Source organism: Streptomyces sp. NPDC058198 (assembly GCF_042882605.1).
GTDB lineage: Bacteria > Actinomycetota > Actinomycetes > Streptomycetales > Streptomycetaceae > Streptomyces.
The window spans coordinates 240,063-255,477 of the sequence record NZ_JBHVVP010000003.1; the positions used below are offsets into that span (position 1 = coordinate 240,063).

17 protein-coding genes are annotated in these 15,415 nt (G+C 70.4%); 11 read left to right on the forward strand and 6 right to left on the reverse strand.

Going from position 1 to position 15,415, the window contains the following annotated elements; translation table 11 throughout:
- The first annotated feature begins 18 nt into the window (after positions 1-18).
- The 5 genes from sigE to ACFVWW_RS13360 all read left to right on the forward strand — a co-directional run bounded on the left by sigE (position 19) and on the right by ACFVWW_RS13360 (position 4,828).
- Positions 19-777, forward strand: a complete 759-nt coding sequence (sigE, locus tag ACFVWW_RS13340) for an RNA polymerase sigma factor SigE (RefSeq protein ID WP_384189896.1) — start codon at positions 19-21, stop codon at positions 775-777.
- The gene (locus tag ACFVWW_RS13345) at positions 774-1,652 is read left to right on the forward strand and encodes a zf-HC2 domain-containing protein (protein WP_384189893.1); all 879 of its coding nucleotides are present in this window, start codon (positions 774-776) and stop codon (positions 1,650-1,652) included. Before sigE ends, ACFVWW_RS13345 begins: the two co-directional genes overlap by 4 nt.
- Before the next feature lie 89 nt (positions 1,653-1,741).
- The gene (locus ACFVWW_RS13350) at positions 1,742-3,430 is read left to right on the forward strand and encodes a S1C family serine protease (RefSeq protein WP_386878396.1); all 1,689 of its coding nucleotides are present in this window, start codon (positions 1,742-1,744) and stop codon (positions 3,428-3,430) included.
- Between the two features lie 151 nt (positions 3,431-3,581).
- Complete coding sequence (locus ACFVWW_RS13355) at positions 3,582-4,046, forward strand: sec-independent translocase (protein WP_384189888.1); 465 nt, start codon at positions 3,582-3,584, stop codon at positions 4,044-4,046.
- A 116-nt stretch (positions 4,047-4,162) separates the two neighbouring features.
- Positions 4,163-4,828: a hypothetical protein gene (locus tag ACFVWW_RS13360; RefSeq protein ID WP_384189885.1), complete on the forward strand. Its 666-nt coding sequence runs from the start codon at positions 4,163-4,165 to the stop codon at positions 4,826-4,828.
- Between the two features lie 88 nt (positions 4,829-4,916).
- Here ACFVWW_RS13360 and ACFVWW_RS13365 read toward each other — a convergent pair whose 3' ends face one another.
- From ACFVWW_RS13365 to ACFVWW_RS13375, 3 genes are read right to left on the reverse strand one after another with little or no spacing between them, the layout of a single operon-like run.
- Positions 4,917-6,077 (reverse strand): Mrp/NBP35 family ATP-binding protein, encoded by a 1,161-nt coding sequence (locus ACFVWW_RS13365; RefSeq protein WP_386878395.1) that lies wholly within the window; start codon positions 6,075-6,077, stop codon positions 4,917-4,919.
- A 42-nt stretch (positions 6,078-6,119) separates the two neighbouring features.
- A complete protein-coding gene (locus ACFVWW_RS13370) occupies positions 6,120-6,719 on the reverse strand; it encodes a DUF1003 domain-containing protein (protein ID WP_384189880.1) in 600 nt (199 codons plus the stop codon).
- Positions 6,709-7,986 (reverse strand): magnesium transporter MgtE N-terminal domain-containing protein, encoded by a 1,278-nt coding sequence (locus tag ACFVWW_RS13375; protein WP_386878394.1) that lies wholly within the window; start codon positions 7,984-7,986, stop codon positions 6,709-6,711. The genes ACFVWW_RS13370 and ACFVWW_RS13375 overlap by 11 nt, the downstream gene beginning before the upstream one ends.
- A gap of 164 nt (positions 7,987-8,150) precedes the next feature.
- Here ACFVWW_RS13375 and ACFVWW_RS13380 point away from each other — a divergent pair, with 164 nt between their 5' ends.
- Entirely contained in the window at positions 8,151-8,939 is a 789-nt protein-coding gene (locus tag ACFVWW_RS13380; RefSeq protein ID WP_389679593.1) for a hypothetical protein, read from the forward strand.
- A 14-nt stretch (positions 8,940-8,953) separates the two neighbouring features.
- Here the strand turns inward: ACFVWW_RS13380 and ACFVWW_RS13385 are convergent, their stop codons facing one another.
- Entirely contained in the window at positions 8,954-9,460 is a 507-nt protein-coding gene (locus ACFVWW_RS13385) for a hypothetical protein (protein WP_386878393.1), read from the reverse strand.
- Between the two features lie 35 nt (positions 9,461-9,495).
- Complete coding sequence (locus tag ACFVWW_RS13390) at positions 9,496-10,620, reverse strand: magnesium and cobalt transport protein CorA (RefSeq protein ID WP_384189868.1); 1,125 nt, start codon at positions 10,618-10,620, stop codon at positions 9,496-9,498.
- 430 nt (positions 10,621-11,050) lie between these two features.
- On the opposite strand from ACFVWW_RS13390, the gene ACFVWW_RS13395 reads away from it, so the two are divergent.
- The 4 genes from ACFVWW_RS13395 (at position 11,051) to ACFVWW_RS13410 (ending at position 14,065) form a co-directional block, all read left to right on the forward strand.
- Entirely contained in the window at positions 11,051-11,647 is a 597-nt protein-coding gene (locus ACFVWW_RS13395; RefSeq protein ID WP_384337088.1) for a suppressor of fused domain protein, read from the forward strand.
- A gap of 121 nt (positions 11,648-11,768) precedes the next feature.
- On the forward strand, positions 11,769-12,407 hold the full coding sequence (locus tag ACFVWW_RS13400) for a DUF6758 family protein (RefSeq protein ID WP_384189863.1): 639 nt from the start codon (positions 11,769-11,771) through the stop codon (positions 12,405-12,407).
- Positions 12,408-12,497: 90 nt separating this feature from the next.
- Positions 12,498-13,367, forward strand: a complete 870-nt coding sequence (locus tag ACFVWW_RS13405) for a PHP domain-containing protein (protein WP_386878392.1) — start codon at positions 12,498-12,500, stop codon at positions 13,365-13,367.
- Between the two features lie 92 nt (positions 13,368-13,459).
- Entirely contained in the window at positions 13,460-14,065 is a 606-nt protein-coding gene (locus ACFVWW_RS13410; RefSeq protein WP_384337084.1) for a MarC family protein, read from the forward strand.
- 69 nt (positions 14,066-14,134) lie between these two features.
- Here ACFVWW_RS13410 and ACFVWW_RS13415 read toward each other — a convergent pair whose 3' ends face one another.
- Positions 14,135-14,287 (reverse strand): hypothetical protein, encoded by a 153-nt coding sequence (locus ACFVWW_RS13415; protein ID WP_327234611.1) that lies wholly within the window; start codon positions 14,285-14,287, stop codon positions 14,135-14,137.
- Positions 14,288-14,462: 175 nt separating this feature from the next.
- Between ACFVWW_RS13415 and ACFVWW_RS13420 the strand changes: the two genes are divergently transcribed.
- The gene (locus tag ACFVWW_RS13420) at positions 14,463-15,374 is read left to right on the forward strand and encodes an NYN domain-containing protein (RefSeq protein ID WP_384189853.1); all 912 of its coding nucleotides are present in this window, start codon (positions 14,463-14,465) and stop codon (positions 15,372-15,374) included.
- Positions 15,375-15,415 lie beyond the last annotated feature (41 nt).

Genomic DNA, 15,415 nt, shown 5'->3' on the forward strand with positions numbered 1-15,415 from the left:
CTAACGGGCGGAGTGGCTATGGTAAGGGCTCCACTGGACACCACCAGAGCCGATAGGGGAGGTGCGGCTGCGCCTGCGGACCGGGGAGGAGTGCTCAGGCGCTGTCTCAGGTCCTTTGGTGAGCCGAAATCCGTGACCAACACTGCTGACCGTTCTCGCTCCATCGACTCCGCAGTTACGGCGACCTTCGCATCGGATGCGGAATCGCAGGCGTGGACGCCTCCCACCTGGGAGGAGATCGTCAGCACGCACAGCGGACGCGTCTACCGCCTCGCCTACCGGCTGACGGGCAACCAGCACGACGCCGAGGACCTGACCCAAGAGGTCTTCGTCCGGGTCTTCCGCTCGCTGTCGACCTACACCCCCGGCACCTTCGAGGGCTGGCTGCACCGCATCACCACCAACCTCTTCCTCGACATGGTCCGGCGCAAGCAGCGGATCCGGTTCGACGCGCTCGGCGACGACGCGGCGGAGCGGCTGCCAAGCCGTGAGCCGTCGCCGCAGCAGGTCTTCCACGACACGCACTTCGACGCGGACGTCCAGCAGGCGCTGGACACCCTCGCCCCCGAGTTCCGGGCCGCCGTGGTGCTCTGCGACATCGAGGGACTCTCCTACGAGGAGATCGCGGCCACGCTCGGTGTGAAGCTCGGCACCGTACGCAGCCGGATCCACCGCGGCCGCTCTCATCTGCGCAAGGCCCTGCAGCACCGTTCGCCCGAGGCCCGGGCCGAGCAGCGCGCCTTCGTGAGCGTGGCCGGGGAGGGCGGACCGGCGTGAGTGGCTCAAGCCCGACCCCTGCCGAGCAGCATCTGGGGGACCGACTCGCCGCCTTGGTCGACGGGGAGCTGGACCATGACGCGCGCGAGCGTGTGCTGGCCCATCTGGCGACCTGCGCCAAGTGCAAGGCCGAGGCCGACGCCCAGCGCCGGCTGAAGAGCGTTTTCGCGAAATCCTGTCCGCCACCGCCCTCCGCGGGGCTCCTCGCCAGACTGCAGGGGCTGCCCGGGGGACCACCCGGCGACGACGACAACGGCCGAGGGCTGTTCGACGCGGGACACTTCGGTGACGGCGTCTTCGGAGTGCGCACGGACGGCTTCGGTTACGTGCCGGCCATCGCCCATGGCGGGGTGCTTCCCGGTGGTTCCGGCTTCCGGATCCATGAGGTCGGCCGCCAGGAGGCCGAGCGCTCGCCCTGGCGCGGCAAGCGGTTCGCCTTCGCGGCCGCCAGCGCGGTGTCGTTCGCCGCGATGGCCCTGGGCGGCACGATGCCGCTCGGTACGGCGGCCGATGCCCTGCCCCGCGGCGCGGGCAGCAATGTCACCCCCATGCGGGCCCCGGCCGGCACCTCGGCCCAGGCCTCCGCCGGTACGGAGTCCACCCGCCGCCACGGCGGGGCGAGCGGAATCCTGCCGCAGTCCGTCGACCGCCCGGCCGCCGCCGCTCCTCCCGGCCTGCTCCAGGCGCAGACGCTCACCGAGTGCCCGTTCGCGCCCGGCGCGCTCAGCGGCTCGTCGCTGGCGCCGTTCATCCGGCCCACGGGCACGGCGCTCCAGATCGACGCGGTGTCCGGGACCGGTCCCACGGCCACCCCCGACCCCACTCAGCTCGCGGCTCCCACGCTGCCCGCCGCGCCGCTTTCGTACCGTCGCTGACCAGGTCCCTGCGCGGACATTCGTAAACCTGGTTGAATCCCCTGCAGGGGTGCCCCAGCGGGGCGCGGAGCAGCAGTTGCGGGGAGAGCATGGACGACGGGAAGCCCAGCGGGTCCAAGGCGAAGTGGTGGAGCCGTCCCACGACGGGACGCGCGGTGCCGCAGGAGTCCGAGGTACCGCCGTCCCGCAGCGGCGAGGCGACGGCGGAGCTGTCCCCCGTCGTTGACGGCCCGTCAGGCTTCCCCGGCCCGGCTCCGCTGCCCGCTGATCCGGCGCCGCCGCTCGCCGACGAGGTTTCCGTACCGCAGGGGCGGCCGCAGCCGCTGCACGAGCCCGACGCCTACAGCACCCCGCCCTACGGCGGTCCTGGCCCCTGGGCGCCCGCGCCTCCCGTACAGCGCCCGACCCCGGCGCACGGCACCCTCCTGCCGCCGCAGTACGCCGGGCCGCACGGTCCGAACGGCGGCCATGTCCCGCCTCCCGGCTATCCGGCCCCGCCGCAGGCCCAGGTGGACCCCCAGCCCCTTCCGCAGCCCCTCGCCCAGCTCCCGCACCAGTCGCTGCCGCCGACGCCGCCCCAGCCCCTTCCGCAGCCCTCGCAGTGGCTCCAGTACGACCCGTGGAACGCCCCGGGCCGGCAGCCCCTGACCCAGTACGCGGAGCCGCGGCGCACGCGACGGCGGGCCGGTCTCGCCGCGGCCGTGGTGCTGGCGCTCGCCACCGGCGTGCTGGGTGGCGCGGTCGGCGCGTACGTGGAACGCAACGGCGGGCTCACCACCGTGGAACTTCCGCAGGCCGGCCAGGACGCCGGCGGCCGCGCGCCCGACAGTGTCGCGGGCATCGCCGCCAGCGCCCTGCCCAGCGTGGTCACCCTGCATGTCAGCGGCGGTGGCGAGCAGGGCACCGGCACCGGGTTCGTCCTGGACCGCCAGGGCCACATCCTGACGAACAACCATGTCGTCCAGCCGGCGGGCTCCTCCGGCGAGATATCCGTCACGTTCAGCGGCGGCCAGACCGCCCGGGCGAAGCTCGTGGGCAAGGACAGCGGCTACGACCTCGCCGTCGTCAAGGTTACCGGAGTCTCCGGGCTCAAGCCGCTGCCGCTGGGAAACTCCGACAATGTCCGGGTCGGCGACCCCGTCGTGGCCATCGGCGCCCCCTTCGACCTGTCCAACACGGTGACCTCCGGGATCATCAGCGCCAAGGAGCGCCCCATCACCGCCGGCGGCGAGAAGGGCGACGGCAGCGATGTCAGCTACGTGGACGCGCTGCAGACCGACGCCCCCATCAACCCCGGCAACTCGGGCGGCCCGCTGGTGGACGCCAGGGCCCGGGTCATCGGCATCAACAGCGCGATCCGCGCCGCAGACAGCGGCGACGGTGTCGACGGCGGACAGGCGGGGTCCATCGGGCTCGGCTTCGCCATCCCCATCAACCAGGGCAAGCGGGTCGCCGAGGAGCTGATCAACACGGGCAAGGCCACCCATCCCGTGATCGGGGTCAGCCTCGACATGGAGTACGCGGGCGACGGCGCCCGGGTCGGCGAGAAGGCGGCCGACGGCGGTCCCGCGGTGACCGTCGGCGGCCCCGGCGCCACGGCCGGTATCAAGCCGGGGGACGTGATCACCGAGGTGAACGGACAGCGGGTGCACGGCGGGGAGGAACTGATCGTCAAGATCCGTGCCCACCGGCCGGGTGACCGACTGGAGCTGACCGTGGTCCGCTCGGGCAAAGAGCGGACCATGACGGTGACCCTGGGCTCTGCGGACGGCACCTGACGTCCACCGGAAGGTACCCCCAGGACAGTTACGGCAGGTACCGTGGAGCGGCCCGGGCCTCGGCCCGTCTCGGGCCAGGATGACGTCGTCCGGTCCGCGGGCACGGAGAACGCAACCGGAGAACGTAACCGGAGAACACAAGGAGCAGCAGGTGTTCAATGACATTGGCGCACTCGAGCTGGTCACGCTCGTGGTCCTCGCCATACTTGTCTTCGGCCCGGAAAAGCTGCCCAAGGTCATCCAGGACGTCTCCCGCTTCGTCCGGAAGATCCGCGAGTTCTCCGAGAGTGCCAAGGAAGACATCCGCTCCGAGCTGGGCCCCGAGTTCAAGGACTTCGAGTTCGAGGACCTCAACCCCAAGGCGTTCATCCGCAAGCAGCTGGCGGACAACGACGATCTGGGGCTGAAGGAGATCCGCAGCAGCTTCGATCTCCGCAAGGAGATGTCCGACGTCGCGGACGCGGTGAACGGCCATGAGAGTGGCTCCGCCGTGTCGGACACACCGGTGGCTCCCGTCAGTTCCGCGAAGGGCTCCTCCGGTACTCCCGACCTGCTCAAGAAGGGCGAGAAGCCCGATCAGGGTGCCCGCGCGCCCTTCGACGCAGACGCCACCTGAACACGATCAATCCCTACGAGTCGGGACTGGGTGGCTATCCTCCATCTGTCCGGCAGTGAGGCGCCCGTCGGGGGCGGGCCGCTCCGGACACTCGAGATCGAGGAGGCGCCGGCCAGATGGAGACCACGAGTCCGGTAGGGACACGGAGCGCTGACAGCTCATCCGGCGACCAGGGTGCGCGGGTGGCCCGGCGCAGCGTCGAAGGCTATCTGCGGGCGCCGTTCCCCTGGTACGGACTGGATGAGGCGTTCACCGGGCCACGCTGGCTGATGAAGGTCGGCGCCACGGCCGACGGCGCGGTGCAGCACGGCGCGACGGGCCACGGCGACGAGCCGTCGATAAGACCGGACGCGTCAGGCGCGGACAGAGAACGCTTCGCGGTGGTCGTGACCGTGGCCACCAGCCCCGTACGCCGCAGCGGTGACGGCACGGGGCATCTGGACGCCACCACGGCCTCCTCGGCGGCCTGGCTGGCCGGGTCGGGGCTGCTGACCTCCACCTGGCCCGCGCAGCTGGACCACACCCTGCGCGACGAATGGCTGGGCCAGCAGATCGAGACCGCGTTCGAGCTGGCCGACGATCTGCACGGGTCCGCCTGGTCGGCGCTCTCGCTGCCGGTCGACGGGGTGCCGACGCCCTTCCACTACCGCGAGTCCGAGTTCGGCTGGGTGCTGGCCGGCTCGCCGAAGGGCAGGGTGCACCTGGGGGCGTACGGCCGCGGGATGAGCGCCTACGGCCTCGGGTTCTCGGTGATCGACGACATCGCCTCGTACGCCTCGTAGCAGCGCGTACGCCGGCGCACGGCGCATCTCGCGCGGGTCAGGGGCGACCGCGGCAGCGGCCGCCCCTTCATGGACCTCGGAGCGGACCTCAGAACTTGTTGCGCGGGGTGATCCCCAGCGACATGCCCGACAGACCGCGCTGCCGGCCGCCCAGCTTGCTCGCCACCTCGCGCAGCGCGATGGCCGCCGGCGAGTCCGGGTCGGACAGCACGATGGGCTTGCCCTCGTCGCCGCCCTCCCGCAGCCGTACGTCGATCGGGATCGAGCCCAGCACCGGCACCGTCGCGCCGGTCGTCTTCGTCAGCCCCTCGGCGACCAGCTTGCCGCCGCCCGTGCCGAAGACGTCGATCATCTCGTCGCAGTGCGGACACGGCAGGCCCGACATGTTCTCGACGACGCCGACGATCTTCTGATGCGTCTGTACCGCGATCGAGCCGGCCCGCTCCGCGACCTCGGCCGCCGCCTGCTGCGGGGTGGTGACCACCAGGATCTCGGCGTTCGGCACGAGCTGCGCCACCGAGATCGCGATGTCGCCGGTGCCCGGCGGCAGGTCCAGCAGCAGTACGTCCAGATCGCCCCAGTAGACGTCCGCGAGGAACTGCTGGAGCGCGCGGTGCAGCATCGGCCCGCGCCACACCACCGGCGCGTTGCCCGGGGTGAACATGCCGATGGAGATCACCTTCACGCCGTGCGCCGACGGCGGCATGATCATGTTCTCGACCTGGGTGGGCCGGCCGTCCGCGCCGAGCATCCGCGGCACGCTGTGCCCGTAGATGTCCGCGTCGACGACACCGACCTTCAGCCCGTCGGCCGCCATCGCCGCCGCCAGGTTGACCGTCACCGACGACTTGCCGACGCCGCCCTTGCCCGAGGCCACCGCGTACACCCGGGTCAGCGAGCCGGGCTTGGCGAACGGCACCTCGCGCTCGGCGGTGCCGCCGCGCAGCGAGGACGCCAGCTCGCGCCTCTGCTCGTCGCTCATCACATCCAGCGTCACGTCCACCCGGGTGACGCCCGCGACCCGCGCGACCGCCTCCGTCACGGTCCGCGTGATGGTGTCGCGCATCGGGCAGCCGGACACCGTGAGATACACCGTGACGGCCACCGCGCCGTCCGCCCCGATATCAACCGATTTGACCATGCCGAGTTCGGTGATCGGCCGGTGGATCTCGGGGTCGTTCACCGTCGCCAGCGCATCGCGCACCGCGTCTTCCGCGGGAACGGCGGTTCCGTACGTATCGGTAGCCATACCGAGATGGTACGGCGCTCCGTGCCGCCTCCGGAAAGCCCGTCAGTGGTCGGCTTCCTCGCGTCCGTGCCCGCTCTCCAGGGGAAGCACCAGGTGGTGGTCCGCCATGTCCCTCACCAGGTCCTGGAGCTCCGAGCGCAGCCAGTCGCGCGTGGCGACCTCGCCCAGGCCGATCCGCAGCGCCGCGATCTCCCGTGTCAGGTACTCGGTGTCCGCAATCGCGCGCTCGTTCTGCTTGCGCTCCTGCTCCTGGGTCACCCGGTCACGGTCGTCCTGGCGGTTCTGCGCCAGCAGGATGAGCGGCGCGGCGTACGAGGCCTGGAGGGACAGCACCAGCGTCAGGAAGATGAACGGGTACGGGTCGAAGCGCAGCTCGCTGGGGGCGGTGACGTTCCAGATGAGCCAGACGATGATGATCAGGGTCATCCAGACGATGAAGCGGCCCGTCCCCAGGAAGCGCGCGATCCGCTCCGAGAGCACCCCGAAGGCCTCGGGGTCGTAGTCGGGCAGCAGCTTGCGGCGCGGGGCCAGCGGCTGGTCCAGCCTGGCGCGGCCGCCGCGGGCCAGCGCGGTCGACCCGGCCGGGAAGCCGGTCCGCTGACGCTCCCGACCGCCGTCCCTGTCCGGGCGGTCAGCTGCCACCGGCCGCCTCCTCCACGTCGTGGAACCCGCTCTCCCGCCAGTCGTCGGGCAGCATGTGGTCGAGCACGTCATCGACCGTGACCGCGCCGAGCAGTGAGCCGCGGTCGTCCACGACCGGCGCCGAGACCATGTTGTACGCCGCGAGATGGCCGGTGATCGCCGTCAGCGGGGTGTCCGGGGCGAGCGGCGGCAGATCGCTGTCCACGATCGAGCTGACCAGGGTGAACGGCGGATCCCGCAGCAGCCGCTGGAAGTGGACCGTGCCCAGGTACTTGCCGGTCGGCGTCTCGTCCGGCGGCCGGCACACATAGACCTGCGCCGCGAGCGCGGGGGAGAGGTCCTGCTGCCGTACCCGGGCCAGCGCGTCCGCCACCGTCGCGTCCGGGCGCAGCACGATCGGCTCGGTCGTCATCAGACCGCCGGCGGTCCGCTCCTCGTACGACATCAGCCGCCGTACGTCCGCCGCGTCGTCGGGCCGCATCAGCGTCAGCAGCCGCTCCTTGTCCGCCTCGGGCAGCTCGGAGAGCAGATCGGCCGCGTCGTCCGGGTCCATCGCCTCCAGCACGTCGGCCGCGCGCTCCTCCTTGAGCTTGCCGAGGATCTCCACCTGGTGGTCCTCGGGCAGCTCCTCCAGGACATCCGCGAGCCGGTCGTCGTCGAGGGCCGCGGCGACCTCCGCCCGCCGTTTCGGCGTCAGATGGTGCAGTGCGTTGGCGAGATCGACCGGGCGCAGCCGCTCGAACGTGGCGACGAGATTCTCCGCGCCCTGTCCCTCCTCCTCCAGGGAGAAGCCGGTGACCGCCGACCAGTCGACGGTCAGCGCCTCGCCCCGCCGGCGCAGCGCGCCGCCCTTCCTGCCTCGCCGTACGAAGACCTTGGCGATCTCCCAGTCGCGGCGGGCGGGCAGCTGCTGGATGGCGACATCGAGGACCGTCACCTCCTCGTCGCTCTCCACGAGCCGCACCCGGCGGTCGAGCAGCTCGCCGAGCACGAGGCGTTCGGTGGGCCGCTGTTCGAAGCGCCGTACGTTGACCACACCCGTGGTGATGACCTGACCCGACTCGATGCCGGTGACCCGCGTCATGGGCAGGAAGATCCGGCGCCTGCTGAGCACTTCGACGACCAGGCCGAGCAGCCGCGGCGGGCGGCTGCCGACACGCAGCATCGCGACCAGGTCGCGGACCCGCCCGACCTGGTCGCCGACGGGATCGAAGACCGGCGCACCGGCCAGATGCGAGACAAAGACCCGTGGGGCGCCTGCTGCCATGCCGAGCGCCTCCTTGCCCTTGATTGTCCATTTATCCGGCGGGATAACGGGTTCAGGCTAGCCCGTACCGCTGCGGTACGCCCTGGCGGATCCGTCCGTCCGGCTCTCTGTCGAGCGGTGCCTCCGGCCCGGGTACGCTGCGGTCTGCCACCCCCCATCCTCGTATGAGAGGCAGTGCGTCTGTGACCCTTTTCCTGTCGTCCGACCGTGCCCGCCGGGCCGCTCTTCCTGTCGCGATCTGCGCCGGACTGGCCACGGTACTCACGGCGTGCGGCGAGGATCCGGACGAGGGGACGAACATGGTGGGCAAGCTCTCCGCCACCGAGATCGAGAGAAAGGCGCAGACGGCCGCGGGCAGCGCGGACGCGGTACGCCTCTCCGGCTCCCTGGTCAGCAAGGGACAGACGTACAAGCTCAATATGCGGCTCAAGGAGAACGGCGGCATAGGGTCCGTCACCTCGAAGAACACCACCTTCCAGCTGCTGCGCATCGAGGACGCGCTCTTCCTGAAGGCCGACGCCGACTTCTGGAGCCACGCGGGCGAGGACGGCAAGGAGAGCGCCGAGCCCAGCAAGGCGGACGCCGAGGTCGCGGACAAGCTCCAGGACAAGTACGTGAAGGTGCCGGAGGACGACCCGTCGTACAAGCAGCTGAACAGCTTCACGGACATGAAGGTGCTGCTCGATGGGCTGCTGACGCTGCACGGCAAGCTGAGCAAGGGCAGCCGGGACACCATCGGCGGCGTACGGACCATCAAGATCAGTGGCGGCGAGGGCGACGGCGGGACGCTGGACGTCTCGCTCGAAGGCACGGCGTACCCGCTGCAACTGGTCCGCGCGGGCGGCGCGGGGACGCTCACCCTCGCCGACTGGGGCCAGGACTTCCCCCTGGAGGCCCCGGCCAAGGGCCAGACGGTCGACTACGGCAGCCGGCTCCCGGGCGCCGGAGACTGAACCCGGTCCGTCGGTTAACGCTTCGTACGGCGGAGCAGCAGGCGTCCCAGCGAGGCCGGGGCGGGCTGACGGGTCGTCGCCCCGGTCGCCAGCGGCGCGGCCGCCAGAGAGCCCTGTGGCAGCTCGGTGATCACGTCCTGGGGCGTCAGCCGCAGTACCCGGCACTCACGCGCCCAACGCTCCGTCATCACCTCGGCGTCCGGCGCGTTGAGCCGCTTGCCCTTGAGTTCGGCGACGGCCGCCTCCCAGGCATCGGAGTGCGGCGCGAGTTCCGTGACGGCCGCCGTCCAGCCGACCAGCCGGCCGCCCTTGTCCTTGCTCCGTACGGTCACCTCGGCGGCGGAGCCGTCGGCGAGCTCCGGCAGCGGCTGCTCCCCGGGGCCGTCCCCGACCAGATACGCGGCGCCGTCGTGCCAGATGTGCCACAGCGCGCGGGCGGGTCCTGGACCCCGCACCCAGATGAGGCCCGACTTCTTGGTGGCCTCCTCGACAAGCAACTGGCCAAGCTGCGGTTCTGTCATGCCCGCAGCTTAACCAGCGCTATGCAGCAGACTTCCTAGAGCCACCCGTTGCGCTTCAGGGTGCGATGGATCGTCAGACAGATGACGCCGATGGCGACGAGCACCATCGGATAGCCGTACTTCCACTGCAGCTCCGGCATGTGATCGAAGTTCATGCCGTAGATCCCGCAGACGGCCGTCGGTACGGCGATGATCGCCGCCCAGGACGTGATCTTGCGCATGTCCTCGTTCTGCGCGACGGTCGCCTGCGCCAGATTCGCCTGGAGGATCGAGTTCAGCAGTTCGTCGAAGCCGATGACCTGCTCGTGCACCCGGGCCAGATGGTCCGCGACATCGCGGAAGTACTTCTGGATGTCGGGGTCGACCAGCCGCATCGGCCGCTCGCTCAGCAGCTGCATCGGCCGCAGCAGCGGGGAGACGGCCCGCTTGAACTCCAGCACCTCACGCTTGAGCTGGTAGATCCGCCCGGCGTCCGAGCCGCGCGGGCTGCCCTTCGCCGGGGCGGAGAACACATCGATCTCGACCTCGTCGATATCGTCCTGCACGGACGCCGCCACCGCGATGTACCCGTCGACGACATGGTCGGCGATGGAGTGCAGCACGGCCGAAGGCCCTTTGGCGAGCAGCTCGGTGTCGTCCTCCAGGCGGTGGCGCAGATTGCGCAGCGAGCCCTTGCCGCCGTGCCGGACGGTGATGACGAAGTCCCGGCCGGTGAAGCACATGACCTCGCCGGTGTCGACGACCTCGCTGGTCGCGGTCAGTTCGGTGTGCTCCACGTAGTGGATGGTCTTGAAGACGGTGAACAGGGTGTCGTCGTACCGCTCCAGCTTCGGCCGCTGGTGCGCGTGCACCGCGTCCTCCACCGCCAGCGGGTGCAGCCCGAACTCGGCCGCGATACCGGCGAACTCCTCCTCGGTCGGCTCATGGAGGCCGATCCAGGCGAATCCGCCGCCCTCGCGCACCCGCAGCATCGCTTCGTGCGGGGTGACACAAGGGCCTTTCACCACCCGCCGGCCTTCGCGGTAGACCGCGCAGTCGACCACCGCGCTCGACGCGGACGGGTCGCGGGTGGCGTCGTACGTCTCGTACTTGTTGTAGGCGGCGCTGCTCTTGCGCAGGGACGGGCGGACCGCTGCGCGCAGGTCACGGATCATCGACATGACGGGCTCCTTCACGGAGAGGCCGTCGGCGAGGCGTGGCACAGCCCGGAATGGGGACGTGATGCGTACGTCCGCAAAGCGGGCGGCACCGCGGAGTCGCGGTGACGGCGTTCGCTTCAGACAGGCAAAGACACAGGCAAAGAAAAGAAGTGCTCTTCCGTCGTGCGACATGCCGCGGGGCTGGGCGGAAAGGGCCTCAGACCACAGAGAAAAGGCGTCGTGCGGAAGAGCGGCTGGTACTGGCCGGGTGACTTCGATCCACCGCAGCCCCACCTCCTCCGGCCGGTCCCCCGTAGGGGATGACGTGTCGTCGGGACTCGAGAGCGACGCTTCAGCTCAGCGTGCTGCCCCGACCAGCGGCCAAGACTATCAGCTGACAGCAGGCCAATCCTTTCCCTTGCCCCATTCACGCGCGATCTATGCTCCCGGCATGGGAGAAATTCTTGCTCTGGTCGAGGCCCGGCTCTGTACGGCGCTGGGTGAACCGGACGCGCGCGCGGCGGTGACCTTCCTGGGGACGGACCGCATCGAGGTGCTGCGCTTCACCGACTCCCGCGGCGGCTCGGACGTGGTGCGCTACGCCACCCTGGGGATGTCGGCGCAGCCGATGGCCGATCCGGCGGCGCTGCTCGCCGACCCGGTGAAGGGCCCGCGGGCCGAGCTGGTCCTGACCGTACGGTCCGGGCCGGCCGCGACCGACCAGGTACTGCGTCCGCTGGCCGTGCTGGCCGCGTCCCCGCAGGTCGAGGGGGTGGTCGTGGCTCCGGGCAGTTCCCTCGACCTGGGGGAGCCGCTGTGGCCGCAGGCGCCGTTCAGCTCCGTACTCGTCGGGGAGTCCGGCGGCCTGGTCGAGGACCTGGAGCTGGACGAACCGCTGGAGCCGGTGCGGTTTCTGCCGCTCCTGCCGATGACGCCCAACGAGGCGGCGTGGAAGCGGGTCAGGGGCGCGCGGGAGCTGCACGAGCGATGGCTGGCGCACGGCACGGACCTGCGCGATCCGCTGCGCCGCTCCGTCCCGCTGGACTGAGCCGGCCGGTCCCGTCTGCCCCGGCTCGCGCGTGCGCCTCGCACCGGCCGCCCGCCGCGGCCCGCGCCGGACGGCCGACCGTCCTTGACGCGGCGACGCCCGGGGAGGACCGTGGGGGACTATGAGGGGCCAACCCAGTTGCCCGAAGTGCGGTGGCCGGGTCAGGGCGCCCGGCCTCTTCGCCGATTCCTGGCAGTGCGACCTACACGGCACGGTGTATCCGCTCCAGCCGGTGATACCGCCCAGTTCCGAAGCTCTCGACGTCGTGGTGCACCGCGCCGTTGTTCCGGTGTGGATGCCCTGGCCCCTGCCCGTCGGCTGGCTCTTCACCGGCGTCGCGTACGCGGGCGACGACCGCAGTGGTGGCCGTGCGACCGCCGTGGCCTGCTCGGGCCCTGGACCGCTCGGCGGCACCGGTGAGCTGCTGCTCGTCGCCGAGGAGCTGGGGGTCGGTCTTGGCGCGCGCTACGCGGGTATCGACGGCCCCGACCCGGGGCCCGCCATCTGTGTCGACAAGCCACCGCAGACCAAGCTGCTCGCCGCGGGGCGGCCCACCCCGCTCTGGCATGTCCCCGAGGCGCCGAAGGACCGCGCGGTCTTCGCGGGCGAGGCGCTCGGGCTGTGGCTGTGGGCGATCGTCTGGCCTGAGCAGTCGGGGCTGCTGCTCTACGACGAGCTGGTGCTGACCGATCTGCGGGACGGCGGCGCCGACGTGGAACTGGTGCCCTGCGGTCCGCTGTCACCACGGTTGCTGTCCTGACGGAGACGCCCGGACGGCCGGGACGGGGTGTTCGAATCTCCCGTTATCCTGAAGCGTCCCCTGTCCGCCCCGAGCCCCGGAGTACGCGTCGTGCGCATCGACCTGCACACCCACTCCACGGCCTCGGACGGTACGGACACCCCGGCCGAGCTGGTCCGTAACGCGGCCGCCGCCGGGCTCGACGTCGTCGCGCTGACCGACCACGACTCCACCCGGGGCCACGCCGAGGCGATCACCGCGCTCGCGGACCTCGACCGGGACCTCACGCTCGTCACGGGCGCCGAGCTCTCCTGCCGTCTCGACGGCGTCGGGCTGCACATGCTCGCGTACCTCTTCGACCCGTACGAGCCGGAGCTGCTGCGCGAGCGCGAGCTGGTACGGGACGACCGCGTCCCGCGGGCGTGGACGATGGTGTGCAAGCTCCAGGAGCTGGGCGTCCCGATCACCTGGGACCAGGTGGCGCGCATCGCGGGCGACGCCTCCCTCGGCCGGCCGCACATCGCCACCGCGCTCGTGGAACTGGGCGTCGTCGGCACCGTCTCCGACGCCTTCACACCCGAGTGGCTCGCGGACGGCGGACGCGCGTACGCCGAGAAGCACGAACTCGATCCCTTCGAGGCGATCCGCCTGGTGAAGGCCGCCGGCGGCGTCACCGTCTTCGCGCACCCCGGGGCCGTCAAGCGCGGTGAGGTCGTGTCCGAGGCCGCCGTCGAACGCCTTGCCGCCGCCGGCCTCGACGGCATCGAGGTCGACCACATGGACCACGACGAGCCGACGCGTGCCCGGCTGCGCGGGCTGGCCGCCGCACTCGGGCTGCTGACCACCGGGTCGAGCGACTATCACGGCAGCAGGAAGTCCGTGGAGCTCGGGGCGTCCACCACGGACCCGGAGATCTACGGCGAGATCACCCGGCGCGCTTCCGGCGCGTTCCCGGTGCCGGGCGCGGGCGGACGCGCCTAAGTCCGGCCGTACCGCCGTATCCGTACTGCCTTTCGCCGTATCCGTACCGCTCGTTCTTCCGCTCTCTTCTCTCTTCTCGCAAGGCCCTCACTGTGTTCGACTTTGCCGTTTTCGGATCCCTCTTTCTCACCCTTTTTGTGATCATGGACCCTCCCGGGATCACACCGATCTTCCTCGCCCTCACCTCCGGCCGCCCCGCCAAGGTCCAGCGCGCCATGGCCTGGCAGGCGGTGGCCGTGGCCTTCGGTGTGATCGCCGTCTTCGGCATCCTCGGCCAGCAGATCCTGGACTATCTCCATGTCTCCGTGCCGGCGCTGATGATCGCCGGCGGTCTGCTTCTGCTGCTCATCGCGCTCGATCTGCTGACCGGCAAGAACGACGAGCCCCAGCAGACCAAGGACGTCAATGTGGCGCTCGTGCCCCTGGGCATGCCGTTGCTCGCGGGGCCCGGTGCGATCGTGTCCGTCATCCTCGCCGTGCAGCACGCCGACGGCGCCTCGGCGCAGGTCTCGGTATGGGCCGCGATCGTCGCGATGCATGCCGTGCTCTGGCTGACGATGCGCTATTCGCTGCTGATCATCCGGCTGATCAGGGACGGCGGGGTGGTGCTGGTGACCCGGCTGGCCGGGATGATGCTGTCGGCCATCGCCGTCCAGCAGATCATCAACGGCGTCACCCAGGTCGTCCAGGGCGGCTGACGCGGCAGCGCCCCCGTACGGGTGATCCGTACGGGGGCGCTTCGTCAGTCGCGTCAGGTGCGATAAGGGTTACGAGGCCGAGGTCTCGGCCGGACGGATATAGATGCGCTGGCCCATCGCGGCGGCCTGCTGCACGATCCGATTGACGGAGGCGGCGTCCACAACGGTGCTGTCCACGGCGGAACCGTCGACATCGTCGAGACGCATGATTTCGAAGCGCAAGGCTTCTCCCTTCGTCTGATCCTCCTGCTGGAGAACTATGGGTGACGGGCACGTCCGTCGTCGTTACATGTCAGTACAACGGCTTGCCCTCTGCAAACATTCCCTACGCTAAGGAAAATTTGTGGGTGGCTAACTACTGGCGGGTACAATGTCGTCCACGGAGAATGAACGGCGTATGAACGAGGCAGAGATCAACCCAGAGGCCAGCGATATCGGCGCCCGTCTGGAGCACACCAACGAGCTGCTCCAGCGCATGCTCGCCGAGGTCGCCAAGACCCCGTCCACACATGCCATCTTCGTCGACGCCGGTTACGTCTATGCTGCGGCCGGGTTGCTTGTAGCGGGCACGGAAGACCGGCGCTCCTTCGATCTCGACGCCGAGGGGCTCATCGAGGCCTTCATCGACAAGGCGCGGATCATCTTCGCGGACAGCAGACTGCTCCGCGTCTACTGGTACGACGGGGCCAGACGCCGGATCCACACCTCCGAGCAGCAGTCCATCGCCGAGCTGCCCGACGTCAAGGTCAGGCTCGGCAACCTCAACGCCAACAACCAGCAGAAGGGCGTCGACTCCCTGATCCGTACGGATCTCGAATCGCTCGCCCGGCACCGCGCCATCAGCGACGCGGCGCTGGTCGGCGGCGACGAGGACCTGGTGTCCGCCGTCGAGGCGGCACAGGGGTACGGCGCACGGGTCCACCTGTGGGGCATCGAGGCCGGCGAAGGGCGCAACCAGGCCGAGCCGCTGCTGTGGGAGGTCGACAGCCAGCGGACCTTCGACCTCGACTTCTGCAAGCCGTATGTCACCCGGCGCCCGGTCACCACGTACGAAAACGAGGGCGAGCCGCCGCCCTCCCGTGACCAGGTGCGGTTCATCGGCGCGCAGATCGCCGCGACCTGGCTGGCCGAGCGCGGCCGGGACGCGATGGCGGAGCTTCTGCCGGGCCATCCGTATCTGCCGGGCCCGGTGGACCAGGACCTGCTGATCGAGGCGGAGAAGCTGCTCCAGCGCTCACTGAGAGGCCATGCGATGCTGCGGCGGTCGCTCCGGGACGGCTTCTGGCACCACCTCCAGTCCCAGTACTAGACGAGTTATTCCGAAGTAGCGTCGTCCGCCCGGAGGGCGGG